This is a genomic window from Cellulomonas chitinilytica (genome assembly GCF_016862675.1).
GTDB classification, from domain to species: Bacteria; Actinomycetota; Actinomycetes; order Actinomycetales; family Cellulomonadaceae; genus Cellulomonas; species Cellulomonas chitinilytica.
In genome coordinates this window covers 30,071-55,459 of the sequence record NZ_BONK01000015.1, presented here as the reverse complement: position 1 = coordinate 55,459, position 25,389 = coordinate 30,071, and the positions used below count along the sequence as shown (strand labels likewise).

General features: G+C 73.5%; 23 protein-coding genes. 7 read left to right on the top strand and 16 right to left on the bottom strand.

What is annotated here, in order from left to right:
* Positions 1–42: 42 nt before the first annotated feature.
* The gene (locus tag Cch01nite_RS18870; protein WP_203758041.1) at positions 43–1,230 is read right to left on the bottom strand and encodes an AAA family ATPase; all 1,188 of its coding nucleotides are present in this window, start codon (positions 1,228–1,230) and stop codon (positions 43–45) included.
* A gap of 73 nt (positions 1,231–1,303) precedes the next feature.
* Positions 1,304–2,560 (bottom strand): M15 family metallopeptidase, encoded by a 1,257-nt coding sequence (locus tag Cch01nite_RS22965; RefSeq protein ID WP_203758040.1) that lies wholly within the window; start codon positions 2,558–2,560, stop codon positions 1,304–1,306.
* Positions 2,561–2,689: 129 nt separating this feature from the next.
* On the opposite strand from Cch01nite_RS22965, the gene Cch01nite_RS18860 reads away from it, so the two are divergent.
* The 3 genes from Cch01nite_RS18860 to Cch01nite_RS18850 all read left to right on the top strand — a co-directional run bounded on the left by Cch01nite_RS18860 (position 2,690) and on the right by Cch01nite_RS18850 (position 8,078).
* Positions 2,690–3,055, top strand: a complete 366-nt coding sequence (locus Cch01nite_RS18860; RefSeq protein WP_203758039.1) for a hypothetical protein — start codon at positions 2,690–2,692, stop codon at positions 3,053–3,055.
* A gap of 56 nt (positions 3,056–3,111) precedes the next feature.
* The gene (locus Cch01nite_RS18855) at positions 3,112–3,744 is read left to right on the top strand and encodes a protein-L-isoaspartate O-methyltransferase family protein (RefSeq protein ID WP_203758038.1); all 633 of its coding nucleotides are present in this window, start codon (positions 3,112–3,114) and stop codon (positions 3,742–3,744) included.
* Positions 3,745–3,923: 179 nt separating this feature from the next.
* Positions 3,924–8,078 (top strand): S8 family serine peptidase, encoded by a 4,155-nt coding sequence (locus Cch01nite_RS18850; RefSeq protein ID WP_203758037.1) that lies wholly within the window; start codon positions 3,924–3,926, stop codon positions 8,076–8,078.
* 82 nt (positions 8,079–8,160) lie between these two features.
* Here Cch01nite_RS18850 and Cch01nite_RS18845 read toward each other — a convergent pair whose 3' ends face one another.
* Together Cch01nite_RS18845 and Cch01nite_RS18840 are read right to left on the bottom strand one after the other, a co-directional pair.
* On the bottom strand, positions 8,161–8,469 hold the full coding sequence (locus Cch01nite_RS18845; RefSeq protein ID WP_203758036.1) for a hypothetical protein: 309 nt from the start codon (positions 8,467–8,469) through the stop codon (positions 8,161–8,163).
* A gap of 108 nt (positions 8,470–8,577) precedes the next feature.
* Positions 8,578–9,102 (bottom strand): ribonuclease H family protein, encoded by a 525-nt coding sequence (locus Cch01nite_RS18840; RefSeq protein ID WP_239071039.1) that lies wholly within the window; start codon positions 9,100–9,102, stop codon positions 8,578–8,580.
* Between the two features lie 59 nt (positions 9,103–9,161).
* On the opposite strand from Cch01nite_RS18840, the gene Cch01nite_RS18835 reads away from it, so the two are divergent.
* Entirely contained in the window at positions 9,162–9,683 is a 522-nt protein-coding gene (locus Cch01nite_RS18835) for a hypothetical protein (protein ID WP_203758035.1), read from the top strand.
* Positions 9,684–9,687: 4 nt separating this feature from the next.
* Here Cch01nite_RS18835 and Cch01nite_RS18830 read toward each other — a convergent pair whose 3' ends face one another.
* Together Cch01nite_RS18830 and Cch01nite_RS18825 are read right to left on the bottom strand one after the other, a co-directional pair.
* The gene (locus Cch01nite_RS18830; RefSeq protein WP_203758034.1) at positions 9,688–10,266 is read right to left on the bottom strand and encodes a DoxX family membrane protein; all 579 of its coding nucleotides are present in this window, start codon (positions 10,264–10,266) and stop codon (positions 9,688–9,690) included.
* 163 nt (positions 10,267–10,429) lie between these two features.
* Positions 10,430–11,365: a 5'-3' exonuclease gene (locus Cch01nite_RS18825; protein ID WP_203758033.1), complete on the bottom strand. Its 936-nt coding sequence runs from the start codon at positions 11,363–11,365 to the stop codon at positions 10,430–10,432.
* A gap of 129 nt (positions 11,366–11,494) precedes the next feature.
* Here Cch01nite_RS18825 and Cch01nite_RS18820 point away from each other — a divergent pair, with 129 nt between their 5' ends.
* Positions 11,495–12,010, top strand: coding sequence for a hypothetical protein (locus Cch01nite_RS18820; protein WP_203758032.1), 516 nt, complete (start codon positions 11,495–11,497; stop codon positions 12,008–12,010).
* Positions 12,011–12,391: 381 nt separating this feature from the next.
* Here Cch01nite_RS18820 and Cch01nite_RS18815 read toward each other — a convergent pair whose 3' ends face one another.
* From Cch01nite_RS18815 to Cch01nite_RS18795, 5 genes are read right to left on the bottom strand one after another with little or no spacing between them, the layout of a single operon-like run.
* The gene (locus Cch01nite_RS18815; protein WP_203758031.1) at positions 12,392–12,712 is read right to left on the bottom strand and encodes a type II toxin-antitoxin system PemK/MazF family toxin; all 321 of its coding nucleotides are present in this window, start codon (positions 12,710–12,712) and stop codon (positions 12,392–12,394) included.
* Positions 12,712–12,936, bottom strand: a complete 225-nt coding sequence (locus Cch01nite_RS18810) for a hypothetical protein (RefSeq protein WP_203758030.1) — start codon at positions 12,934–12,936, stop codon at positions 12,712–12,714. Before Cch01nite_RS18810 ends, Cch01nite_RS18815 begins: the two co-directional genes overlap by 1 nt.
* A 57-nt stretch (positions 12,937–12,993) precedes the next feature.
* Positions 12,994–13,941, bottom strand: a complete 948-nt coding sequence (locus Cch01nite_RS18805) for a YkgJ family cysteine cluster protein (RefSeq protein WP_203758029.1) — start codon at positions 13,939–13,941, stop codon at positions 12,994–12,996.
* Between the two features lie 7 nt (positions 13,942–13,948).
* Complete coding sequence (locus Cch01nite_RS18800; protein ID WP_203758028.1) at positions 13,949–14,830, bottom strand: hypothetical protein; 882 nt, start codon at positions 14,828–14,830, stop codon at positions 13,949–13,951.
* Between the two features lie 10 nt (positions 14,831–14,840).
* A complete protein-coding gene (locus Cch01nite_RS18795; protein ID WP_203758027.1) occupies positions 14,841–15,920 on the bottom strand; it encodes a hypothetical protein in 1,080 nt (359 codons plus the stop codon).
* Positions 15,921–16,128: 208 nt separating this feature from the next.
* On the opposite strand from Cch01nite_RS18795, the gene Cch01nite_RS18790 reads away from it, so the two are divergent.
* Positions 16,129–19,032 carry an endo-1,4-beta-xylanase gene (locus Cch01nite_RS18790; protein ID WP_203758026.1) on the top strand — a complete coding sequence of 968 codons (2,904 nt, stop codon included), beginning with the start codon at positions 16,129–16,131 and terminating at the stop codon, positions 19,030–19,032.
* Between the two features lie 235 nt (positions 19,033–19,267).
* The gene (locus tag Cch01nite_RS18785) at positions 19,268–20,305 is read left to right on the top strand and encodes a hypothetical protein (protein ID WP_203758025.1); all 1,038 of its coding nucleotides are present in this window, start codon (positions 19,268–19,270) and stop codon (positions 20,303–20,305) included.
* 10 nt (positions 20,306–20,315) lie between these two features.
* On the opposite strand, the gene Cch01nite_RS18780 is transcribed toward Cch01nite_RS18785, so the two are convergent.
* From Cch01nite_RS18780 to Cch01nite_RS18760, 5 genes are all read right to left on the bottom strand, one after another.
* Positions 20,316–20,909: a DUF4203 domain-containing protein gene (locus Cch01nite_RS18780; RefSeq protein ID WP_203758024.1), complete on the bottom strand. Its 594-nt coding sequence runs from the start codon at positions 20,907–20,909 to the stop codon at positions 20,316–20,318.
* 37 nt (positions 20,910–20,946) lie between these two features.
* Positions 20,947–21,963: a LacI family DNA-binding transcriptional regulator gene (locus tag Cch01nite_RS18775; RefSeq protein WP_203758023.1), complete on the bottom strand. Its 1,017-nt coding sequence runs from the start codon at positions 21,961–21,963 to the stop codon at positions 20,947–20,949.
* 31 nt (positions 21,964–21,994) lie between these two features.
* Positions 21,995–22,891, bottom strand: a complete 897-nt coding sequence (locus Cch01nite_RS18770; RefSeq protein WP_203758022.1) for a carbohydrate ABC transporter permease — start codon at positions 22,889–22,891, stop codon at positions 21,995–21,997.
* Complete coding sequence (locus Cch01nite_RS18765) at positions 22,888–23,832, bottom strand: carbohydrate ABC transporter permease (protein ID WP_373309962.1); 945 nt, start codon at positions 23,830–23,832, stop codon at positions 22,888–22,890. The genes Cch01nite_RS18770 and Cch01nite_RS18765 overlap by 4 nt, the downstream gene beginning before the upstream one ends.
* Before the next feature lie 76 nt (positions 23,833–23,908).
* Entirely contained in the window at positions 23,909–25,231 is a 1,323-nt protein-coding gene (locus Cch01nite_RS18760) for an ABC transporter substrate-binding protein (protein WP_203758021.1), read from the bottom strand.
* Positions 25,232–25,389 lie beyond the last annotated feature (158 nt).

The window sequence follows — 25,389 nt, the reverse complement described above, 5'->3', positions numbered from 1 at the left end:
GTCGCTCCCCGACCCCCCGGCCACCGTAGGAGGCGGACGACGTCAGCGCGCGCGTTCCAGGTGCCCCGAGACGATCTCGACGGGGGCACCCGCCTCCCGCAGCGCCCACGCCGCCCGGGCGTGCAGCGCGCGACGGCGGGTCGGCTCCAGCCCGTCGTACAGCGCGGAGCGCACGAGCTCGTGCCGGAACACCAGCCGGTCGCCGCGAGCCCGCACCACACCGGCCGCGAGCCCGTGCCGCAGCGTCCGCCAGCAGTCCGGCACCGGGTCGCCCACGAGCGACGCGAGGTCGGACACCACGAACGAGGCCCCCAGCACGGACGCCTGCCGCAGCAGCTCCAGCACGTCCGGCCCGAGGTAGTCGAGGCGCGAACGGATCAGCGTGGCCAGCGGCTCGAGCCAGCCGCTGCCGTTCGTGTCCAGCACGCCCCCCGTGGCCGAGAGCGCCTGCGCCGCCTGCGCGGTCCGCACGACGTCGGCGACGAGCCGCGGGTTGCCGCCGGTCATCGACAGCGTCCCGCGCAGCGACGGGCCGAGCGCACCCCCGGCGAGCCGTTCGCCGAGCTCGACGACCGCGGACGGCGACAGCGGCCGCAGCTCGACGTACCGGGCACCCGCCCGGGTCCAGGCGGCGATCACGGGCGACAGGGCAGGGCGGTACGGGACGGGCCGCAGCGTGAGCACGACGAGCGCGCGCGGCACGGCCCCCTCGCGCGCGAGCCGCAGCAGCACGTCGAGCGACGCGTCGTCGGCGAGGTGCACGTCCTCGAGGACCAGCACCCACGGCCGGGCGTCGCCCCGGCGGCGCAGCAGCGCGGCGAACAGCTCCACGGCGCGCTCGCGACGGGCCGAGGACGCCGACGAGCCCCACGCGGACGCGGGCTCGCCGTGCAGGGCCTCCATCAGGTCGGTGAGCTCGCCCTCGACGGGTCCGCGGGCCCCTGCGCCCCGGCCGATCCGGGAGTCGGCGAGCAGCGCGTCCGCCAGCAGCGCGAACGACGCCGACCGCATCGACGACGCCCGCGCGGTGCGCATCTCGACGTCGAGCAGCCGGGCGCTCGAGGCGAGCGCCTCGACGAGGCTCGTCTTGCCGATGCCCGCCTCGCCCTCGAGGAGGACGGTCCCCCCGTCACCCCCGGCGGCCGTGGAGAGGAGGTCGTCGAGGTCGTCGAGCTCGGCGGCCCGGCCCACCAGCGGACCGGTCCGCCCCGGCTCGGCCGAGGTGCTCATGCGCCCGATCGTAGAGCCGTAGCGGACCTACCGGGCATATCTCACCCGCGGCCCGGGCTGTTCGCGGGTCGCGTCAGCCCTGGTACTCCCAGTGCCACGGCTCGGGCTTCCCGCCGCGCGGCTCGGCCCACGCGGGGTGCGCCCACGCCTGCTCGGCGGCGTGCTCGGACATCCACCGGTACTGCGCGGTGCCGAACGTCTGGATGCCACCGCCGAGGTCGACCGCGACACCGGTGCCGTGGTTGGACGTGCCGGGGGTCGCGCACAGGTGGCCCTTGGTGCGGCGGCACGCGATCTGCCCGCCGTACGAGCGGTAGGAGTCGGACACCGTGAGGTTCGTGCCGAACGCGGCGGCGTACGACGCGTTGAGCGCCTCGAGGGACTCGGCGGCGTCGCAGCGCAGCTGCACGGCGGGGTCGAACGAGACGCCGCACAGCGCGGAGGCGGGGATGCGGCCGTTGGCGTACCCGAGCAGTGACGCCTTCCACGCGGCCCGCTGGGCCTCCTTCTCGGCGGCGGCCGCGGCGGCCTGGGCGGCGGCGGCGTCGGCGGCCTGCTGCGCGGCGGCCGCGGCCTGCGCGGCCTTGTTGGCCTCGGCGCTCTCGTGCACCTGCGTGGCGAGGGTCGCGACCTTGGCGACGGCGGCACGGATCTTGCTGGTGGTGCGGTCCTCGGGACCCTTGGTGGCCGGGACCGTGAGGGCGGTCGCAGCGGGCGTGGCGGCCGGTGCGGCGGCCGTGCCGGTCGCGGTGGCGTCGCCGGCCGGGGCGGGCGTCGCAGCGGCGGGGGCGGCGGCCGTGGTCGCCGGGGCGGGCGGGACCGCCTTGTCGTCGCCGGCGGCCGTGGTGTCGCCCGCGGCGTCGCCGGTCGCGGCGGCGCCGGCGGTGGCGTCGGGCGCGGCGTTCGCGGCGGGCGTCTCCTCAGCCGTGGAGTCCTTGGCCTGCTCGATGAGGTCGTTCAGGTGCGCGGCGGCGTGGTCCAGTGCCTCCAGGGCCGTCGGGTCGACCGCGGCCTGCGTGCCTTCGGCGTGCGTCGCCTCGGCGATCTGGACGGCGTCGTCGGCGACGGTCATCGCGCCGATGCGCGCCTGGCGGACGACGGCGGCCTCCTGCGCGTCGGCCGTGGCGGCGGCGTGGTCGCGCGCGGTCGCCTGGCCCATGGTCGCGCACAGCGCCACGGTCAGGGCGGCGACCACGGCACCCTGCGCGGCGCGCGTGGATGCGCTCCCACCGCGGGGCAGGAGCGCGGCGAGGCTCGGGCGGGGCGCGGTCGAGGCGACGTGCTTGCCGCCCTCGGACCGACGCCTGAGGTTCGGCAATCTGTCACTCACGCGTTACACGTTAAAGGAGCCGGACGGCCGTCCAGCAATGAGGGTGGTGCGACGGCGGGGAGGAGTTGTAAGGATCGCGTCACGCAGCCGTTACACAATTCATAGGTTCACCGGGCTAGGATCTGCGCCGTGCCACCCGCCGAGGACCCCCCTGCCCCGACCCCTGAGCACGGGCTCGACGACCTGTACGACATCGGCCGCCTGGCCACCCGCCTCGGCGTCGAGCACGCCACGATCCGGGTGTGGCTGTCGCGGAACGTGCCGTGGCTCCCCCGCCCCGACGGCCGGCTCAACGGCGGCGCCGTGTGGCGCGCGACCACCCTCGAGGGCATCGAGGACCGCCGCGCGAAGGGACGGCCCGGCCGCAAGCCGAAGTTCGTGCCGGCACCCGTCGCCGCCGACGTCGCCCGCACGGGCCCCGACCCGACGGTCGTCACGACGACGTCCACCACGCCCGCCGTCCCGGCCGGGACCACCTCCGCCGCACACACCTGACACACCTCGGCGCCGGGCGCGGTCACCTCCCGCTGACCGCGTCCTAGGCTCGGGGGATGGGCGAAGGGCCCCGTCCCACACCTGGTCCGGCACCCGGTCCCGCACCCGGCCCGGCGCACGACCCCGCACGCGCGGACGACGTCGCGGAGGCCATGCGGACCCTCGACCGGACCCGGTTCCTCCCTGCCGCCGTGCGGTCGCGGGCGGCGGAGGACCACCCGCTGCCGCTGTGGCACGGCCAGACGAGCTCCCAGCCGAGCACGGTCGCCGCGATGCTGCGCCTGCTCGAGGTCCCCGTCGGCGCCCGCGTGCTCGACGTCGGCGCCGGGTCGGGCTGGACGACGGCTCTGCTCGGCCGGCTCGTCGGACCGACCGGTACCGTGCTCGGGCTCGAGCTGGACCCCGAGCTGGCCGTCTGGGGCGCGCAGAACGTCGCCGCCTGCGCGATGCCGTGGGCCGTCGTCGAGCGCGCCCGGCCGGGCGTCCTCGGGCGACCCGTCGACGGCGGCTGGGACCGGATCCTCGTGTCCGCCGCCCCGATGCGGATGCCGCCCCAGCTCGTCGCGCAGCTCGCGGACCACGGCCGGCTCGTGATCCCGGTCCGGTCGACCATGCACCTCGTCGTCCGACGCGGCGACGAGGTCGACGACACCACCCACGGCTCGTACACGTTCGTCCCCCTGCGCTGACGGCCTGGCCGCGACTCGCCGGGCTGACCTCGGCGGACGTCCCGGGAGTCACAACAGGTCGCACCGATATGCGCCCAGAAGGTGACGAATGGTGTAACTGGTCAGTACGGTGCACGAGGCGCGGTGTGTGACCTGTGACACGCGCGCCTGCCGATCCGCACGAGCCCGGGGATGTGCCCATGTCGCGTCGTCCACTGCTTGCCGCCGTCACCGCTGTGACCTTGTCCGTCAGCACCGCCTTCGTCGGGGTGCAGGCGGCATCCGCGGCTCCGCCGACAGGCGGGCCGCAGGCCGGGAGCTCGGACAGCCTGGACCCGGCCGTCGTCTCGAAGCTGTCGAACGACCTGACGACCGCCAAGGGCAAGGTCACGGCGTTCGTCCAGCTCGACGCGAAGTCCGGGGCCGAGGTCGCCGCCGCCGGTGGCAGCACCGCCGCCGTCCAGGACGCGGTGCAGGACGCCGAGGCGCTCGCCGCCGACGTGGTCCCCCAGGAGCTCAGCGCGGCGACCGTGACGTCCGCCGAGCCGCAGCGGATCGGCACCACCGGCAACCTCGTCGCCGGCACGATCGTCACCGGCGACGCCGCGCAGGTCCAGGAGCTCGCCGCGTCGCCCGACGTCGTCGCCGTGTACCGCGTCGTGCCGAAGAAGGCCACGAACGCGCACAGCGTCGAGTTCGTCCGCGCGCTGCAGACGTGGCAGGACACCGGGGTCACCGGTGAGGGCGTCCGGATCGGCGTCATCGACACCGGGCTCGACTACACGCACGCCGACTTCGGCGGCCCCGGCACCGTCGCGGCCTACGAGGAGGCGTACGGCGAGGACGGGTCCGACCCGGTGCAGCCGGGCCTGTTCGACCCGACCAAGTTCATCGGCGGGTACGACTTCGCCGGACCGCTCTACGACGCGAGCGGCGACGAGCCCGGCTCCACCACGGTGCCCACGCCGGACGAGAACCCGATCGACGCCGTCTACCTGTCCGGCAACAGCGGGCACGGCACGCACGTGGCCGGCACCGCGACCGGCTTCGGCGTGCAGCCGGACGGCACCACCTTCCGCGGCGACTACAGCTCCCTGACGGACGTGTCCGACTGGGAGGTCGGCCCGGGCGCCGCACCGGGAGCCGAGATCTACTCGCTCAAGGTGTTCGGCGACATCGGCGGGTCCACCGACCTCACCGCGCTGGCCCTCGACCGGGCGGCCGACCCGAACGGCGACGGCGACTTCAGCGACCGCCTCGACATCCTCAACCTGTCGCTCGGCAGCGACGGCTCCCCCGCCGACGACCCCGACAACCTGCTGATCGACCAGCTCAGCACCCTCGGCACCGTCGTCGCGATCTCGTCGGGCAACGCCGGCGACGTCACCGACATCGGCGGCAGCCCGGGCAACGCGCAGTCGGCGATCACCGTCGCGAACTCCGTCGGCGACCCGCAGTCGCACGACGGCATCGAGGTCACGGCCGCGGCCGACGCCTCGCTGCTCGGCCTGCACGCCGCGCAGAACTCCGTGAACTACGGCGGCCCGGACGTCACGGCGCCCGTCGCCTTCGTCGGCTCGCGGTTCTCCGGCTGCACCGCCTTCACCGCGGCCCAGGCCGCCACGGTCGCCGGCAAGATCGCCTACCTCTGGTGGGACGACAACGACTCCACGCGCGCGTGCGGGTCGGCGGTCCGGTTCAACAACGCCGCTGCGGCGGGTGCCGTCGGCGTCGTGCTCCCCACGGAGAGCACGGTGTTCCCGGCGGGCATCGCGGGCAACGCGACGATCCCCGGCTCGCAGATGACGGCGCCCGTCACCGACCTGCTGCTCCCCGAGATCGAGGCCGGCACGCTGTCGCTGCACATCGGCCCGTCGCTCGCGGGCGCGGTCGTCGAGAGCGTCACCGGCGACGCCCTGAACCCCGGCTCGTCGCGTGGCGTGCACGGGTCCCTCGGCTGGGCCAAGGTCGACGTCGCGGCGCCGGGCACGGAGATCTTCTCCGCGGCGTCGGGCACCGGCAACGCGCCGAACAAGCTGTCCGGCACGTCGATGGCCTCACCGCTCGTCGCGGGCATCGCGGCGCTCGTCCGCTCGGCGCACCCCTCGTGGGACCAGCCGGAGGTCAAGGCGGCCGTGGTCAACACCGCGACGCACGACGTGTTCACCGGCCCGAACCAGTCCGGTGACAAGTACGGGCCGCAGCGCGTCGGCTCCGGCCGCGTGGACGCCCTGAACGCGGTGTCCACGAACGTCGTCGCGTTCAACTCGGCGAACCCGCGGCTCACGTCCGTGTCGTTCGGCGTGGTCGACGTCGGCACCGCTCCGGTCGTGCAGAAGAAGACCGTGTCGGTGCGCAACTTCGGCACCACGAGCCAGCGGTTCACGGCCTCCGTCACGACGGCGACCACCGCGGGCGGCGCGACGATCACGGCCACCCCGGCGAGCTTCACCCTCGCCGCGGGCCGGACGCAGCTCGTCACGCTCACCCTCACGGCTGACCCGGCCACCCTGCAGCGCGACCTCGACCCGACGTCGCAGGCCGTGCAGAGCGGCGTCCCCCGCGAGTACGTCGCAGAGGTCGCCGGCCGGCTCGTCCTCACGTCCGGCTCGCAGGAGCTGCGCGTCCCGGTGCAGGCCGCACCGCGGCTCGTGAGCGACCTGCACGCCAACCCGGTCGCGTTCGCCGACCCGGGCGTCGCGACCGCCGGTCTCGACCTCGACGGCACGGGTGTCGCGTCCGGCGGCTGGTACTCGCTGACCACGCCGCTGATCCTCGGCACCACGAGCCCGAAGCTCGAGGACTCGCCGGGGCTGCAGACGTCGGACTCGGTGCGGGCGTCCGGCGACATCCGGTTCGTCGGGTGGGCGTCGACCGCACCGCAGGTGGCAGCCGGCGGCGGTGACCCCGCGGACGGCCTGCTCGGCATCGGCATCGCGACCGACGGCAACTGGGCGTCGCTCGCGGGCGGCGGCTCGTCCAACTCCACGTTCCTGCCGGTGATCGACATCGACGTGGACGGCGACGGCGCCCCGGACCTCGAGACGGTCGTGCAGAAGCTGTCCGACTCGGAGGACATCACCGTCGCGGCGACGTTCGACTTCAACACCGGCGCGACCCTGGCCGTCGAGCTCGTCAACGAGTTCGCGGGCGACGTCGAGGCGGGCATCTTCGACAACAGCGTGCTCGTCGCGCCGATCCCGGTCGCCCTCTTCCCGGAGGGGTCGACGCCGACGGTCTCGACGTGGACGTTCTCCGGCTACGCGGAGGACCCGAGCAACGTGCTCGACCAGGCGGACGACTTCACGGTCAACCCGTACGACCCGCCGTTCTGGTTCGAGAACGACATCACCGGCACGTTCTCCTCGCTCGGGGCCGGCGACACGTCGATCCCGGTGCACAAGGGCACCGGTGCCGCCGACGACCAGCTGCTGGTCTTCCAGCACGCCAACGGCGCCCCGGTCTCCCGGGCCCAGGTCGTCGACGTGACCGTGCCCGTGGCGACGGCGACCACGACGACGCTCGGCGTCACCGGGACGCAGATCGCCGGCAAGACGCTCACGCTCACCGCGACCGTCGCCCCGGCGGCGGCCACCGGCAGCGTGGCGTTCGTCGACGGCACGACCACGGTGGCCACGGCCCCGGTGGACCACGGCACGGCGGTCGCCAAGATCGAGGCCACCGGCGGGTCGCACACGTTCACCGCGGTGTTCACACCCGACACGCCCTGGTACCTCGGGTCGACGTCGAACGCGGTCACGGTGGACATCGCACCGTCCGCCTCGACCACGAAGGTGACCCTGTCGAAGTCGACGGTGCCCTACGGGACGCTCGTCAAGGCGACGGTCACGGTCACGGGCAAGTCGGCGGCACCGACCGGACCCGTGGAGATCCGTGAGGGCAGCACCGTGGTCGCCACGGGGACGCTGACCGTGAGCGGGCTGGTCGGCACGGCCGTCATCGACCTGCCGCGCACCCTGAACACCGGCACGCACAAGCTCACCGCGGTGTTCCCGGGCACGGCCGACGTGTCCACCTCGAAGGGCGGCACCACGCTGCACGTCACGAAGGTGTCGTCGCACGTGGTGCTCTCGACGCCGTCGTGGACGGTGCCCGCAGGGTCGAGGCCGGTCATCACCGTCACCGTCACCGGCGACGTCGCGGGTGCACCGGCACCGACGGGCAGCGTGACCGTGCTGCTCGGCCTGCGCGCGGTCGGCACGGCGCCGCTCGTCAACGGGGTCGCGACCGTGACCCTGCCGGCGGTCCAGTCGAGCCAGATCGTCATCGCCGTCTACCCGGGGGACCAGAACCACTTCTTCGGGGCGATGGGCCGGACGTTGACCGTCCAGTAGCACCTGCCTGACGGCGAGGGCCCCGGGGACGCCGTTCCCGGGGCCCTCGTCGTGTCGGGGCCGGGTCGGGCGTCCCGCCCGGTCAGCGTCTCGTCGCGCGCCACCGGCGCAGCAGGCCCGCCCCGGCGACGACGACCACGACGACGGCCGCGACGACGAACAGCCCGAACCCGACCAGGGCACCGACGACCGCCGTAGTCGCGCCGCCGACGAGCCAGCCGAGCAGACCGGCACCGCCGACGAGGACCACGAACGCCGCGGCACCGATCAGGACGACGGCGGCATCACCGAGGAACCCGTCGGCGACGTCGCCGGGGAGCTCGCGCGCCTCACGACGCGCCTCGGAACCGAGACCGGTGGCCGAGGGTGCGCGATCGGGAGGGGCCGTCATGGGCCATGACCCTAACCGCAGCGACGCGGCGTCCTGACACGTCGCTGCGCCCGACGACGCCAGGACCGGGTCGCCCCCGGCGGGCCGGGAGCGGCTTCGGCGGCGTCGTCAGAAGAGCGTGTCCTCCGCCAGGACCCGGGCCGGTGCTGCGACGGCGACGACGGGGATCACCTCCGTGACCGCGTTCGCGGGGCCGACCCGACCGTCGCGGGCCTCCCGGGCGGCGATGCCGGCGAGCTCGTCGGCCCGCTCGTTGAACCGGTCGCCCTGGTGCCCGCGGACCCACGAGAACGTGACGGGCCCGGGCCGCTCGGCGATGGCCCGGTCGATGGCCTGCACGAGGGCGAGGTTCTGCACGGGCCCGCCGGACGCGGTGCGCCAGCCCTTGCGCTTCCAGCCGCGGACCCACTCGGACGCGCACTTGATGGCGTACTGCGAGTCCGCCTCGATGCGCAGCGGCTCGTCGCCGGGGTGTGCGGTGATCGCCTCGAGCACCGCCATGAGCTCGGCGATCTGGTTCGTCCCGGACGCGACACCGCCGCTCGCGTGCGTGCCGTCGTGGTTCGCCCACGCCCAGCCGATCGCCCCTCCGGGGTTGCGCAGGCAGGAGCCGTCCGTGCTGACCGTGATCACGGGGAGACATTCTGCCCTGCGGGGCTCATGTCACCGGCCAGACAGGCCGATGAGACGGTATGACGACGATCGACGACGTCGACCTCTTCGGCGAGACGTTCAGCGGGTTCCGCGACGTGAGCACGAGCCGCCGGCACCCGGCGTGGCTGACCGCGCTCGTGCTGCTCGTGGGCGTGGCGCTGGTCGGCGCGGGCCTCGTGTGGCTGCGCGGCGTCCAGGCCGGCCCGTCGACGGCCGAGCCCGTCGACGCCGTCACGCTGCTCGACGTGTTCGCCGCCCCGCAGCGGCCGGCGGACGTGCTCCCCGACGCCGACCTGCAGGGTCTCGGCCTGGACACGTCGACGACGCGGTACCTCGTCGACACCCCGACGGGCGCGCAGTACGCGGCGGTCAACACGTCGGGCGACCTGTGCGTCGTCACCGTCGTCGCCGGTGAGCTGCCCGGTCTCGGGTGCGCGCACGCGGTGCGCGGCATGACGTTCACGGGCACCGACCTCAAGCTCGTGACGGACGGCGGACCCGCCCCGGCCGCCTCGGAGGGCTGGCGCGAAGCGGGTCCGCAGCTGTTCGTCAAGAACTGACGCCTCACTCCTGCGGGAGTCGCAGCCGGGCCCCGAGGGCGACGGCTCCGACGACCGCGGCCGCGGCGGCCAGGACGACGTCCTTGAGCACGTACTGGGCGGTGAGCGTCGGCCCGCCCGCGGGGAACAGCTCGCCGAAGAACAGGACGAGCGGCGACATGATCCCGACGAGCGCGCACGCGAGGAGCACCAGACCGGACCTGAGGAACTTGCCGGTGACGAGCGTGAGGCCGATGACGGTCTCCATGACGGCCGTGAGCAGCAGCGCCGCACCCGGACCGACGTGGTGCAGCGTGAGCACCCCGATGGTCCGCTCCGCCAGCTCGGCCGCGGGGCTCACGCCCGGGAAGAACTTGAGCACGCCGAACCCGAGGAACACGAGCCCGAGGGCGATCCGCAGGGCGGTCACCGAGTAGCGGGTGAGCACCCGGGCGAGGACGTCGACGGCGTCGTCGGCGCGGGCCGCGAGCGTCGTGCTCCGCTCCTGCTTGGTCGGTCCGGGCGGGAACGTGTTGTCCGGGACGGTGCCGGTCGCGGTGCGTGCGGGGTTGCGCACGTCTGCGGGCGCGGTGGTGGAGGACATGGTGGTGCCTTTCCGGGTGGGGCCCGCGTCGGGCCGTGACGCCGGTGGTCTCCGGCGGGGGCTGCGGCCACCGGTCGGCGGCGCACGTCCCAGCAGGAGGGCAGCTCCCGATGTCTGATACGCCGGGTTTCAGGCTTCACCCGGACGAATGACCAGGAGCGTCTCAGTGCGCGTTGGCCAGGGCGTCCACCACGCGCTTGACGCTCGACGCCAGCCCCCACCGCTCCGCGAGCGCGACGAGCCGCTCCGGGTCGGCCACGACCCGCGGCAACCAGTCGTCGACGTCGCCGACGGCGGCGTCCTGCGCGACCCGCACGACGAGCGGCGCGACCGCCAGGTAGTCCGCGGCCTCGACGAGCCGCTTGCGCTGCGTCGCCGTCAGCCCCGGGTCGCCCGCGTCGCGGGCGGCAAGGATGCCGTCGAGCGACCCGTACCGGTGCACGAGCGCCGCGGCCGTCTTCTCGCCGATCCCCGGCACGCCCGGCAGCCCGTCGCTCGGGTCGCCACGCAGCGCCGCCATGTCCGCGTACCCCGCCCCCGACGACACCGCGTACCGCTCGGCGAGCCGCGCCTGGTCGACGACCTCGAGGTCCTTGATCCCCCGCACCGTGTACAGGACCCGCACGTGGTGCTCGTCGTCGACCAGCTGGAACAGGTCCCGGTCGCCCGTGACGACGTCGACCGCGTCCCCCGCACCGGTCCGCTCGCGGGCGACGAACGTGCCGATCACGTCGTCCGCCTCGTACCCCGGCACCCCGACGCGCGCGATCCCCAGCGCCTCCAGCACCTCGACGATGACCGGCACCTGCGGCAGCAGCAGGTCCGGCACCTCCTCGACCGTCGTGCTGCCCGCCTGCAGGCGGTGCTCCTTGTACGACGGGATCGCCGCCACCCGGAACGCCGGCCGCCAGTCGTCGTCCCAGCACGCCACCAGCCGGGTCGGCCGCCGGTCGACGACGAGCCGGGCGATCATGTCGAGCAGCCCGCGCACCGCGTTCACCGGGGTGCCGTCGGGTGCCTTCACCGAGTCGGGGACCCCGAAGAACGCCCGGAAGTACAGCGAGGCGGAGTCGAGCAGCAGCAGTCGTCCGGCAGTCATGCTGGGAGTCTGGCAGCCCCCGCCCGCGCACGGTGTCCGAGCCGCGAGACAACATGAGTGCTGCTGGCGACCCTCGCGACGACACTCCTGTTGGTCTCGCCGGTCCCGGGGCTGCCACCATGGCTGGTCATGGGGCTGATCTGCGAGTACTTCGTCGCATCGTCGGACGTCGAGGCGGCCGCCGTCGTGCATCGGGTGGGTGGGCCGTCGGACGCGAGCGGGGAGCTCGTGCCGGAGAAGCGGTCGCTCTTCCGTCGCCGGCGCCCGGACCCGGCGCCCACCGTCCCGGCCGTCGCGTTCCGGACGGTGGACGGTGGCGGGGTCGAGCCCGTCGTACAGATGGGCGAGCTCGAGGCGGTGCTGACGGGCCGCCCGCACGACCACGCGGTGCAGGGCAGCGACGTGATCGCCTCCGTCGACGACGGCGGGTGCCTCGTCGTCCGGCTGACCCCGACCCTGGTGGCGGCGCTCGCGGACGCCGCCGGCTCCGACCTGTCCGACGTCGCCACCCGCTGGTCGCAGACCGAGGAGTTCTGGGGCGAGGGCGACCCGCTCGTCCTGACCGACCTCGTGGCCCGCCTGGCCGCGCTCGCGCGCGACGCCCGCGACGAGGGCGCCGGCCTGTACTGCTGGGTCAGCACGTAGTCGTGACCCGCGGGCTCGGCCCACCGAGTGCTCGGCGTAGTCCGCAGCGGGCGGACCGAAGGCCAACCCGTTCTCGTCCAGAGCGTTCTCGATCGTGACCTGCGCGCCCGCGAAACGCAGGTGGACCGCGAGCATCCCGTCGCCGTCGAAGTCGAGCAGGACGGGCGCGTCCGCGAACCAGGCGTCGTCCTCGACATCCCAGAGCAGCCACGCGCGGGTGAGGCGGCGTCCGACGAGCGCTGCGAGGCGCCCGGCATGAGCTCCTGGACGCGTGCGAGCCCGCGCAGCCAGGTCGGCACATATCCGGTGATGCCCAGGTAGGCGTCGTCGTCCACGTCGATCTCCTCCTCCACCGGCACGCGCGGCACGTGCCGCAGTGGGTCAGCTCAGGTCGAGCAGGCCAGCGAGAGCACGGTCGATCGCACCGAGGTCCGCCAGGGACAAGAAGCCCACCGTGTCGCCGAGACGCGCCTGCGGGTCGACCGCGGTGAGCGCGTCGCAGAGGGCGAGCGTCTCGCCGTGCCCCGGGACGGTCACCTGGGGTCGGAAGACGTAGGGGTTGGCCCTGGGGGAGGTCGGGACGACGAGCCACGTGCTCAGGTGGTCGAAGCGGGACGCGAGCACGACGACCGCGAAGCGCGGGCCGGCCTGCTCGTGCCCCCTGGTGCTGCCTGCCTTGAGCCGGTAGACGTCTCCCCGCATCAGCCGAGGAGGTCACGGAGGACGGAGGCGACCTCTGCGCGGTCTGCGGGATCGGCGGCGGCCGCTCGTGCGTCGATCTCCGCCTGCCGTCGCCACTCCTCACGGCGGAGGAGGTCGATGCCCTCGCGGATGACGGCCTCGACGGGCTCGCCGCGCTCACGGCTCAGGGCGTTCAGTGCGTCGCGCGTGGAGGTCCGGACGCGGACCGTCGTGGTGTCAGACATGGCGGGGAGTCTACAGATCGTCTACACGCTCGGTCCAGGGATCAGGACCCCGCCCGGTCAGAGCACCCGGCCCGCGGCGTCGAACGTGAGGTCGGCGAGGAAGGCGTCGAACTCGTCGAGGCCCATCCGCAGGAAGCCGGTGTCGCCGCCGCCGAAGCGGGGCTTGTAGGCGCACTTCCACTCGTCGTAGTACGAGCACCGCAGGGGGCGCTCAGGTGAGCCGTACACCGAGCAGCGGCCGCCGGCGTCGAGGTGGCGGCACGTCGTCTCGACGATGAGGGACCACGCGTCGCCGCCGATGCCGACCTCGACGCCCGGGAAGCCGAGGCATAACCGCCAGAAGTCGAGCTCGACGTTCGTCGCCGGGCGGGGCTTGGGGAAGACGAGCCGGGTGCAGCAGTACGCGCCGCAGTCGTCGCACGGGTGGCGCAGGTCGTCGTACGAGTGCGGCTGCGGCTCGGCCGGGGCGTCCGACCGGAGGCGGGTCGGGCCGAGCGTCAGCGGCACCGCACGCGACACCGCGGCGGCAGAGGCCACCGGCGGCGGCGCAGCCGACGCGAGCAGGTCCTCCCAGGACGGCACCTCGACGATCGTGCGGTGCTCGTCGAACGCCACCTGCTCGCCGATCCGGTCGAGCGCTTCCCGGTCCACCCAGACGAACTCGTCGCTCTCGCCGCCGAACGCCCGCTTGTACCAGCAGGTGTACGGGTTGTACGTCCGGCAGATCTGCGGCTGGCGCTCGGTGGCGTGGATGGTGCACAGGCCCGCAGCGGTGTCGAGGAACCGGCACGGGCGGCCGTAGTAGACGCTCCACTCCCCCGACGACGACAGGCCCAGCTCGATGCCGTCGAAGTTGAGCAGATACCGGGCCTCGTCGAGGTCCATGAGGGTGGTCATCCGGAACGTGTGGACGGGCAGGTGCGTGCAGCAGGGGGTCGTCGAGCACGTCAGGCACGGGGAGCGCCGGGCGTCGGCGAGGGTGAGGCGGGTCGCGACCGCGGTCATGGCGGCGTCACGCGCCCTCGGTCAGCGGCTCCGCGAAGCGCGCGACCTCCTGGGTCCACGCGTCGCCGTCGGGCCCGTCGAACCGCAGACCGGCGGCCCGTGCGGCCTGGCCGGGCAGCACCTTGACCACTCCCTTGTCGAGGCGGGCCCGGTGCGCGTCGAACCAGCCGAGGAACGCGACGAGGGCCTCGGGGTCCTGCTCGTCGGCCAGCACCCCCAGCAGGCGGCGGCCCAGGTCGGCGACCTCGTCGTCCGGGAGCGCGCCCGTCCGCGGGCCCAGCAGGGCGATGATCCCGTGCACCGCGGCGCCGGGCCTGTCGGGCATCCGCAGGAACCGCTCGGCCAGTCCGGGCAGGTCGGACGTCGTGCGGGCCAGCAGCTCGAAGCCCGCGACGTAGCAGACGGCCGGCGCACCCCCCTCGAGATCCTGCTCGAGGTCCCGCTCGACGTCCGCGTCGCCGTCGGTCCAGCCGCGGATCGTCGCGACGGCCGCGGGCAGGTCGTCGTCCGGACCGGTCAGGGCCCGCACCACCGGCGGGTCGGACGCGACGACGAGCACCGGTGCGTCGACGCCGGGTCGCGCCTGGTCCCAGAAGGGCACGTCCCGCAGCGTGTCCGGCGGGAACCGCGGTCCGTCCGGGTCGAGCCTGCGCTCGGGCGGCCGCGACGTCTCGCCGGTCACCGTCTGCGCCGCGTCGGGCAGGGCCCCGAACACGGCGTCGCCGGGCGAGACCGACGCGGTGACCAGGTAGCCGGACCCACGTCCCGACGTCTGCGCCGCGTCGGCCGGCTCGTCGCCCACCACGCGCGCCGTCCCCGTGAACGCGGCCGTCGCACCCTCGACGACCGTCAGCCACGACGGCTGCCCCGGGTTGCGCCGCGACCTCATCGCCCTCCACTCACCAGTTCGCGTCGGTCATCGTCGTGACGTCGTTCGCGACCGGGTCGCCGTGCAGCGGCCACTGCCCGCCGCTGCCGTCGCCCGTCCCCGTGACCTTGGCACCCGACGTCGCCGTCGGCGTGACGACACTCGCGGCGGGCGACGCCGCGTTGAACGCGATCGTCGTGCCGTAGTCCACGAGCCAGTCGGCGTAGTTGAGCATGATCGCGTTCGTCGTGCTCTTCTCCTTGACGGCGAGCCAGCTGCGGAACCGGTCGCGGCCGTCCGTCTTGACGAGGTGCTGCTTGTCGACGCCCGCCCCCAACGTCCACGGGTTGTGGGATCCCGGGGTGTCCTGCATCGACGTGTTCTTCGTGCTGGGGTCCGTCTTGTCGAACGGCAGCACCGTCTCCATGCCGTACCAGGGCCGCTTGCCGGCGTCGCCGTCGCGCACCGGCAGGACGGTGCACGTGTCGGACTGCTTCTTGCGCTCGCCGAAGATCGACGGCGCGATCGTCGCCAGCAGGCCGGGCGTGTGACCGGTCGGCTCGTAGTAGAAGTTCCGGGACGACTCGTAGACGGTCTGCAGGAACCCGATCTCGTAGTTGCCGACGCTCGCCTTCGGGCCGGACGCCTTCACGGTGCCGCTCGCCGTGTACGTCTGGGCGTCGATGGTGAGCTCGGCGGCGTCCTTCGTGATGACGAGGGCCTTGCCGACGGCCGCGTTGAACGCGCTGGAGTCGAACGTGACGGCACCGACGAGCGACCCGGCTGCACCTCCGGCGCCGACGAGCGACGCCACGTTCGCGAGGACGCTGTCCGTGGTGGTGTACCGCTGCACGTCCCGGCGTTGGCCGAACAGCGTCTCGGGCCGCGCACGGGGCGTCTCCCGGCCCCACCGGGCCCCCTCACCCGCCGGGCGAGGGTCGCGTGCCCCGAGCAGGCCCGCGACCGCGCGGTTGCCGGCGGTCCGCTGGAGGGCCGCGAGCCCGGCGCTGCCGGTGCCCGCAGCCGGCTGCGCCCGCTCGGGACGGTCGGGGCCGTTCGACCGCCCGACGGCGTCGACGTCGACGTCGCCGTGGCTGCGGGCCTGACCCATCGCCAGTCCTCTCGTCGGTCACCCGCCCTGCGGCGGGCAGACACCTCCACGCTGCCGGACGGACGTCCGTGACGACAACGCACGCGCGGCTGCCGTCCGGGGCAACCGGCCGTGCCCGAAAGGGCAGCGGGTGACGAAAGGTTTACGCCCACGCCGCCGCCGCTACGTTCCGCTGGTACCCCGGACAGCTCGGCGCAAGGGAGCGCGCATGCGGCACGGCACGGTTCGACGCAGCCTCGTCACGATCGGGACGGCGTCCGCCGTGGTCGGCGCGCTGCTCCTCCCGGCGGCGCCGGGCACCGCCGCGCCGGACGGCTGCCAGTACCCGCCCGGCGGCACCGTGGTCGACGCGGACTTCGAGGACGGCTTCGACGGGTGGGCCGGCAACGGCGCGTCGACCGCCGCCGTCACCGGCACGGACGGCCACGACAGCGCCCACGCGGTGCTCGTCACGGGTCGCACGGCCCAGAGCGACGGCCTCGGCTACGACGTCACGTGCACGTTCCAGCCGGGCACGACCTACCAGTTCGACGGCTGGGTGCGGTTCGCGCCGGGGCAGCCGACGGACGGCGTCTCCCTGACGCTCGCGACGACGACGGGCGGCACGACGTCGTACCGGTCGCTCGGCAGCCTGAGCGACCCGGGCGACACCGGCTGGGCGGAGCTGTCCGCGCGGTTCACCATGCCGGTGGCCGACTCCGCGCTGCTGTACGTCGAGACGACCTGGTACGAGGACGGCTCCGGCAACACGTCCGACCTGCTGCTCGACGACCTCACGGTGACGGCGCTGCCGCCGGCGCAGGTGCAGGACGTCACGCCGATCAAGGACACGCTCGACGCCCCGGTGGGCGTCGCGATCGACTCGCGCGAGACCGTCGGCCCTGCGGCCGAGCTGCTCACCCGGCACTTCGACCAGGTGACCCCCGAGAACGCGATGAAGCCGGCCACCTGGTACGCCGCCGACCACTCCTTCGTCGCGCGCAACGCCGAGGCGGACGCCGTCGCCGACTTCGCACAGGCCCACGACCTGCGGCTCTACGGCCACAACCTGCTGTGGCACGAGCAGACGCCCGACTGGTTCTTCCAGGACGACGACGGCCACGACCTCACCGACAGCCCGGCCGACCAGCAGGTCCTCACCGACCGGCTGCGCGCGCACATCGACCACGTCGCGGCGTACCTGGCCGACCGGTACGGGCCGTTCGGGTCGGCGACCAACCCGGTGACGGCGTTCGACGTGACCAACGAGGTCGTCTCCGACACCCCGGGCACGCCCGGCGGGATGCGGGACACCCGCTGGTTCCAGGTGCTCGGCGAGGGCTTCGTCGACCTCGCGTTCCAGCTCGCCGACGAGGCGTTCAACGACACGTACGCCGACCCGGGCACCGACCGCCCGGTGACGCTGCTCATCAACGACTACAGCACCGAGGACACCGGCAAGCAGGCGCGCCTGCACGACCTGGTCGCCCGGCTGCTGGCGCGGGGCGTGCCCGTGGACGGTGTCGGCCACCAGTTCCACGTGAACCTGTCGACCCCGGTCGACCAGGTCGCGGCGGCGCTCGACGCGTTCGACGACCTGCCCGTCGTGCAGGCCGTCACGGAGCTCGACGTGCCGACCGGCACCCCCGTCACCACGGCACGGCTGCTCGACCAGGCGTACTGGTACCGCGACGCGTTCGCGGTGTTCCGTGCGCACGACCTGTACTCGGTCAGCGTCTGGGGCCTCACCGACGGCCGGAGCTGGGCGAGCGACTCCGGGGCGCCGCTGCTGTTCGACGACGACCTGCAGGCGAAACCCGCGTACCACGGCGTCGTCGGCGACGACCTGCCCGCGCAGCAGCCGTCCGCGCAGGTCTTCGCAGGCGCTCCGCCGCTCGACACGGCGGCGACGCAGTGGCGCGAGCTCCCGGTGCGGCCGCTCGGCGACGCCGCCGCGTTCCAGCTCCGCTGGTCGCCGGACCACCTGACCGCGTACGTGCGGGTGGACGACACGACGAAGGACCGGGCGGACGGGCTGGCGTTCACCGTCGGCGACGAGACGTACACGTTCGGGCGCAAGCGCGGCCGGGGCGACCTCGACGGTGTCCGGGCCGAGCAGCGGGGCGGCTGGACGGCCGTCGTCTCCCTCCCGCTCGACGGCGTGGCCGAGGGCGACACGCTCGAGTTCGACGTGCGCGCGACCGACGGGTCGGCGACGACCGGCTGGGCCTCCCCCGGCGGCCTCGGCACGCTGGAGCTCGTCGAGCCGCTGTCCGTTCTCGACGTGCCCCGGGCCGCGAAGGTGCCGACGGTCGACGGCACGACGGACACGGTCTGGGCCGACGCCCCGGTCGTCCGCACCGACCAGGACCTGTTCGGCTCCGACGGCGGTGCGACCGCCGAGGTCCGCACCCTGTGGCGCGGCGACACCCTGTACGTCCTCGCCGACGTCACCGACCCCGCGGTCGACGTCTCGGCCGACCAGCCGTGGGAGCAGGACTCCCTCGAGATCTTCGTCGACACCGGCAACGCGAAGGCCGGCCCGTACCGGGAGGGCGACGCGCAGCTGCGGGTCAGCGCGACGAACGAGCAGTCGTTCGGCGAGGGGGACGAGGCCGCGCAGCGGGCCCGCCTGACGAGCGCGACCCGGCGCACCGACCACGGGTACGTCGTCGAGGCGGCGGTCGGGCTGCTCGGCACGGGCGGGGCCGACGCGTTCCAGGGCCTCGACGTGCTGGTGAACGACGCCGCGGACGGCGGACGGTGGGCCGCACACGCGTGGGCCGACCCGGTCAACGACGCGTGGCAGTCGACGTCCCGGTGGGGGGTCGCGCACCTCGTCGCGCCGTCCGCGCCGCACGTGACGACGCACCCGGCGTCCGTGACCGTCTCGGCGGGCGCGCCGGTCACGCTCACGGCCGCCGCGACCGGCTCGCCGGCGCCGACGGTGCAGTGGCAGCGCCGGACGGGGCCGTGGCCCTGGTGCGGGTGGACGGACGTGCGTGGCGCGACGAGCACGTCGCTGACGCTCACGCCTGGCGCGCACGACGACGGCGACCGGTACCGGGCGGTGTTCCGGAACGCGTCGGGCACGGCCACGACGCACGAGGCGGTGCTGCGCGTCACGCGATAGCCGGGGCGGCCGCGTCGGACGGGTCGGGCCCTTCGCCCTCGACCCGCCCTCGGGGCGGTACGCCCGCTGAGCGGCGGATCCTCCCGTTCCGCCTGAGCCGCCCGCGGCCCCGCGTCAGCCCTTCGGCCCATCACGGTCCCGCTCCGGGCGCCGATGGGTCCTACGACCCTGACGCCACCTCCCGACCGGAGGGCGCCCTGCGTGGGGGCGCCGACGTCGCGGAGGTCGAGGAGTGGTGCCGACGGGCGCGAACCGCCCGCGCCGGGAGCAGGCGGCCGTGGCGGTCGTCGCGGCCGTCGCCCTCGGGCTGCTGGCCACGACAGCGGTCCGTGCCGTCGCCCTCGAACGCCCCGACCCCCCACCCGTGAGCCGCGGCGACGTCCAGCCGGGCCTGCCTCCCGCCCCTCGTGCCGCGACGTCCCCGTTCCAGGGCTCGTCGCCGTACACGGCCATGTGGCTGTGGGACAACCCGGTGCACGTGACCCACGACGCGCGCGGCCGGGACTTCGTCGACGCCGATCCGCCCACCGTGGCCGCGTTCGCCCACGAGCACGGCGTCTCGACCGTGTACGTGGCGGCCCCGTGGGCCTCCGACGAAGGACCGGTCGCCGCCTGGGTCGACGACATGGTCGTCGTCCTGCGCGGCGAGGGCGTCGACGTCGCCCTGCTCGGCGGCGACGCGACGTGGCTGGGCGACCCGTCCCTCGGTGCCCGGTGGGTGCGCGACGCGCTGCACGGGCGCGGCGTGGACCGGGTGCAGCTCTCCCTCGAGCCGTGGGCCCTGCCGCTGTGGCAGACGGACCGGGACCGCGCCGTCGCGCAGTGGGACGCCGCGACGGACGCCGTCCGGGCCGCGCTCCCCGACGGTGTCGCGCTGGGCGTCGACGCGCCCTACTGGCTCGCCGGCGTCCCGGACGGCCGGGGCGCGACGCTGTTCGACCACGTGCTGAGCCGGGCGGACTCCGTCGCCCTCATCACCTACCGGGACACCGCCCTCGGCGACGAGGGGGTGCTGGCGCTCTCCGCGGACGCGCGCCGGGCCGCCGGGGACGCCGGCGTGCCGTACACGATCGGGCTCGAGACGGACTCCCCGCTCGTCGCGGGCGGCCCGGAGCACACGTTCTTCGACGACGGGGTGCTCGCGCTCGACTCGCAGGCCCGGCTCGTCGACGAGGCGCTGCGCGGGGACGACGCGTACCGCGGCATCGCGGTCGAGCGGTACCGCACGTGGCGGCACCTCGCCGAGGTCGCCGCCGGCACGCTCGTGCGCTGACGGCCGCCGGTCACGCCGTCGCGGGCTGCTTCGGCTCCTTGGGGGGCAGCCCGAGCTGCTTGCGGAACAGGTTGCGCTGCACGTACCAGCCGAGCCCGGCGACGACGAGCCACGTGAGGAGCATGACCGTCTGCTCGACGCCGTCGTCGGGGTGCCGCAGCACGTCGAACACGGCGGGCCACAGGATGCCGAGGCCGGACAGGATGATGCTCGCGCCGCCGAGGGCGGTGAGCCACAGCAGCATCCGCTTCGCGTACTTCTCCGCGAGGAACGCGCTGAGGAACGCGACGGCCGCCACGAGCACGACGCCGAGCAGCACGCTCGTGCCCTCGTTCGCCAGGGCGGACCAGAACTTGGCCCCGATGACGGCACCGGTCGCGAGCCCGACGACGAACGTGGCGAACCGGAACACGAGCGTGACGACGACCCACACGAGCAGCGCCGCGCCGAGCCCGACGAGCACCGCCGTCCACCCCGTCCCGCCGACGGCGTCGGCGATGAGGTAGCCGATGGCGAACCCGGACGCGAGCAGCGCCAGGTTCACCGACCGGATGCCGTAGAAGCACAGCAGGACACCCACCAGCAGCACCACGACGCCGGTCATCGCCGCCCCTCTCCTGGGCTTTCCGCCCAGGCTAGGGTCACGCGCTCGCGCGGACCACCAGGGGCGTCTGCAGCGTGATGGCCGCGGGGTCGCTGCCCTCGACGACCTCCAGCAGGAGCCGGACCATCTCGTGGGCGATCCGCTCCAGGGGCTGGTGCATCGTCGTCAGCGCCGGGTCGAGGGTCGCGGCGAGGCCGGAGTCGTCGAACCCGCCGACCGCCACGTCGTCGGGCACCGTGCGGCCCTGCTCGCGGAGCACCTGCATCGCACCGGCCGCCATGAGGTCGGACGCGACGAACACCGCGTCGAGGTCCGGGCGGCGCTCCAGCAGCTCGCGCATCGCGGCGGCTCCCCCGGCGCGCGTGTAGTCGCCGTGCGCGACGAGCTGCGCGTCGAAGCGGTCGCCGAGCTCCGTGCGGTACCCCTCGAGCCGCTGCCGCCCGCCCGGGGTGTCCATCGGACCGGTGATCGTGGCGACCCGGGTGCGGCCCGAGTCCAGCAGGTGCCGGGTCATCCGGGCGCCGCCGCCGCGGTCGTCCGCCGCGACGTACCCGATCTCCGACTCGAAGCCGAGCGGCGTGCCGCAGGAGATCGTCGGGATCTGCTGCTTCACGAGCGCCCCGAGCACCGGGTCGCCCGCGTGCGACGAGATCAGCAGCACGCCGTCCACGTGGCCGGCGCCGACGTACCCGAGCACCTGCTTCCGCTCGTCGGCGGTGCCCGCGACCATGAGCAGCAGCGGCATCCCGCGGCTGGCCAGCGCCTGGGCGGCGCCGCGCAGCAGGATCGAGTACGTGGGGTCCTCGAACAGCAGGTGCTGCGGCTCGGTGAGCAGGAACGCCACCGAGTTCGAGCGGCCCGTGACGAGGCTGCGCGCGTGCTGGTTCGTCGAGTAGCCGGTGGTCCTGATGGCCTCCTCGACGGCGGCGAGCGCCTCGGGCGAGACCCAGTGGCCGCCGTTGATGACGCGCGAGACCGTGCCGCGGGACACGCCGGCGGCCGCCGCGACGTCACGGATCGTCGGCCGCCTGCGCGGCTGGGCTGTGGATTCCATCGGAGCGAACTCTAGGACGCCGGTGCCGGACTCAGGCCTTCACCGCACCGGCGGCGAGGTCGACCTGCCAGTACCGCTGCAGCGTGAGGAACAGGGCGGCGAGCGGGATGATCGACAGCAGCGCACCCGTGATGACCGACGTGTACATGGCCGGCTGGGACGCCCCCTGGTTGAGCAGCCCCGACAGGCCCACGGTGATCGGGAACAGCCGGTCGTTGCCGAGCATGATGTACGGCAGCATGAAGTTGTTCCAGATGGCGACGAACTGGAACAGGAACACGGTCACGAGGCCCGGCTTCATCATCGGCACGGCGATCTGCAGGAACGTCTTGAGCTCCCCCGCGCCGTCGGTCCGGGCGGCCTCGATCACGTCGTCCGGCACGGCCGCCGCGGCGTAGATGCGCGACAGGTAGATGCCGTACGGGCTGATCAGGCTCGGCAGCAGCACCGACAGGTACGTGTTCGTCAGGCCGACCTTCGCGAGCAGCAGGTACTGCGGCACGGCGAGCACGACGCCCGGCACGAGGACGCCCGCGAGGATGACGTAGAAGATCGCCTTCTTGCCGACGAACTGGTACTTCGCGAGCCCGTAGCCGGCCATCGCCGAGATCAGCACCGACAGCCCGCCGCCGACGCCGGCGTAGATCACCGTGTTGACCATCCACCGCCAGTACAGGCCGCCGCGGTACGTCGACAGCTCCTGGATGTTGTCCCACAGGTGCGTCGACGGCGCGAACGTGAACGTGGAGAACAGCTCGCCCGCGCTCTTCGACGACGCCATGACGACCCACACCACGGGGAGCAGGCAGTACAGCGCGCCGAGCAGCAGGGTGATCGTCGCGGGGGCGCTCGGGCGGTGCCGCCGCTGGTCGAGCGAGGTGCGCACGGGGACGGGCGTCGGCGACGGCCGGGTCAGCGTGGTGGTCATGAGCGGGACTCCTGGGCGAAGGCGCGGTTCTGCACGAGGAGCAGGAACCCGAACGAGAGGACGAAGGTCGCGACGGCGATGACGACCGAGGTCGCGGACGCGGAGTAGATGTCGTCACGCGTGAACGCGTCGCGGTACACCTTCATGAGCGGGCTCCACGTCGACGAGATCGTGTTGGTGAGCGGCCGGAGCGTCATCGGCTCGGCGAACACCTGCAGCGTCGCGACCATGGAGAACAGGAACGTGAGGATCAGCGACGGCATCGCGATCGGGATCTTGATCCGCAGGGCGATGCCGATCTCGGAGGCGCCGTCGAGGCGCGCGGCCTCGTAGAGCTCCGACGGGATCGACTTGAGGGACGTGTAGATGACGAGCATGTTGAACCCGACGCCGCCCCACAGGCCGATGTTCGCGATCGCGAACACGACCCACTGCGCGGACAGGATGTCGGGGACGTCCCAGCCGAGCTTCTCGAACACGTAGTAGAACGGGCTCACGCCCGGCAGGTAGAGGAAGCCCCACAGCAGCGACGCGATGACCGCAGGCACCGCGTACGGCAGGAAGATCGCGATCTTGGAGACGCCCTTGCCGCACGTGCGCCGCGAGTCGAGCAGCAGCGCGAACAGCAGGGCCAGCCCGAGCATCGTGGGGACCAGGAGCAGGCCGTAGAGCGTGACGCGCACGACGGACGCGATGAACTCCGGGTCGGTCAGCGCGGCGGTGTAGTTGGTGAAGCCGGCCCAGATCTCGGTGCGGGCGCCCTTGCCCAGGCCGAGGCCGCTGACCTTCACGGTGCGCAGGCTGAGGTAGAGCGCGTAGCCGATGGGCAGGGCGAGGAACAGCGCGAACAGCACCATCGCGGGGGCGAGGAAGCCGTAGGGGGCCAGCCGACGGCGTCGTCGGACGGCAGCGGCGGAGGCCGCGAGCTCAGTGGTGGTCACAAGTGTTTCCCTCCCGTTGAGGCGAGGGGTCGCCCGGCGCCGGCAGCCGTGCCGGCGCCGGGCGACCCCGGTCGCGTCAGTCCTTGACCGTGAAGCCGGAGCTCTTCAGGTCGTCGACGGTCGCGGTCTGCATCGCCTGGACGGCGTCCGTGAACGCCGACGCCTTCTTGGCCTCGGTGGCCTTGCCGAACTCGTCGTTGTACGCGGAGTACGCCACGTTGACGTTGGGACCGTACGTGAACGGCGTGACGGTCTGGGCGATCTGGCCGGCCAGCGTGTAGAAGTCGGGCTGGTTCGAGAAGAACGCCGGGGGGTTCGCCAGCGCCTCGGCCTGGCCGGGGATGTCGGCCGGGTAGAGGCCGCCCGCCGAGACGAGGATGTTGACGGCCTCCTGGTCCGAGTTCATCCACGCGATGAACTGCGCGGCCTCCTTCGCGTGCTTCGACTGGCTCGTCACCGAGCTGGCCGAGCCGCCCCAGTTGCCCGTGGCGTTGTCGCCGTCCCACTGCGGCATCGGCGCCATCTTCCACTTGCCCGCGGTGTCGGGGGCGTTGCCCTCGAGCACGCCCGGCGCCCAGATGGCCGACAGCCAGCCGACCTGAGTGCCGTCGTTGAGCGCGGCGTTCCACTCGGGGGTGTACATCGGCTTGTTGTCGATGACGCCCTTCTCGACGAGGTCGCCCCAGTACTGCGCGACCTTGAGCGTCTGCACGCTGTTGATCTCGACGGACCACGCGTCGCCGTCGATACCCCACCACGAGGCACCGGCCTGCTGCGTGAGGCCCGTGAACCAGCCGGCGTCCGTCGCGGAGAACGTGCCGAGGTACTTCGTCGGGTCGGCCGTGTGGAGCTGCTCGGCGACCTCCGCGTACTGCTCCCACGTGGTCGGGACCTGCAGGCCGAGCTGCTGGAACACGTCGTCGCGGTAGTAGAACTCCATGGGGCCGGAGTCCTGGGGCACGCCGTAGACGGCGTCGGAGCCGAGCGTCACGGCCTCCCAGGTGCCGGCGGCGAAGTGGTCCTTCGTGCCGTCGGGCAGCACGTCGGCGATGTCCGCGAGGGCGTCGGACGAGACCAGGGTGGGGATCTTCTGGTACTCGGTCTGGAAGATGTCGGGGGCGCCCGAGCCGGCCTTGATGGCGGTGAGCAGCTTGGTGACGGCCGGGTCGCCGCCGTCCTGCTTGTTGACGGTCACGTGGATGTTCGGGTTCTTCGCGTTCCACGCGTCGACGACCTCCTCCATGCCCGGTGCCCAGGTCCAGAAGGTCAGCTCGACCTTCTCGCCCGATCCGGTGGAGCCGTCGGTGGTCTCGTCGCCGCCGCCGGACGAGCAGGCGGTGGCGAGGAGCGCGGTCGCGGCGACGACTGCCGCGAGCCTCAAGCTGGTGTGCAGACGCATCTGACCTCCTTGTCATGGTCCGTCGCGGGGAGCGCCGGACGGGGGCGCCGTACCGGCCGCCTTACCTGTGCACGCTCACAGTAACGATCAGGTTCGAACGATTGTCAACAGGGCGTTCGTAGTGTTATCTCTTCGTTGTGAACGATCACAGTCCCCTG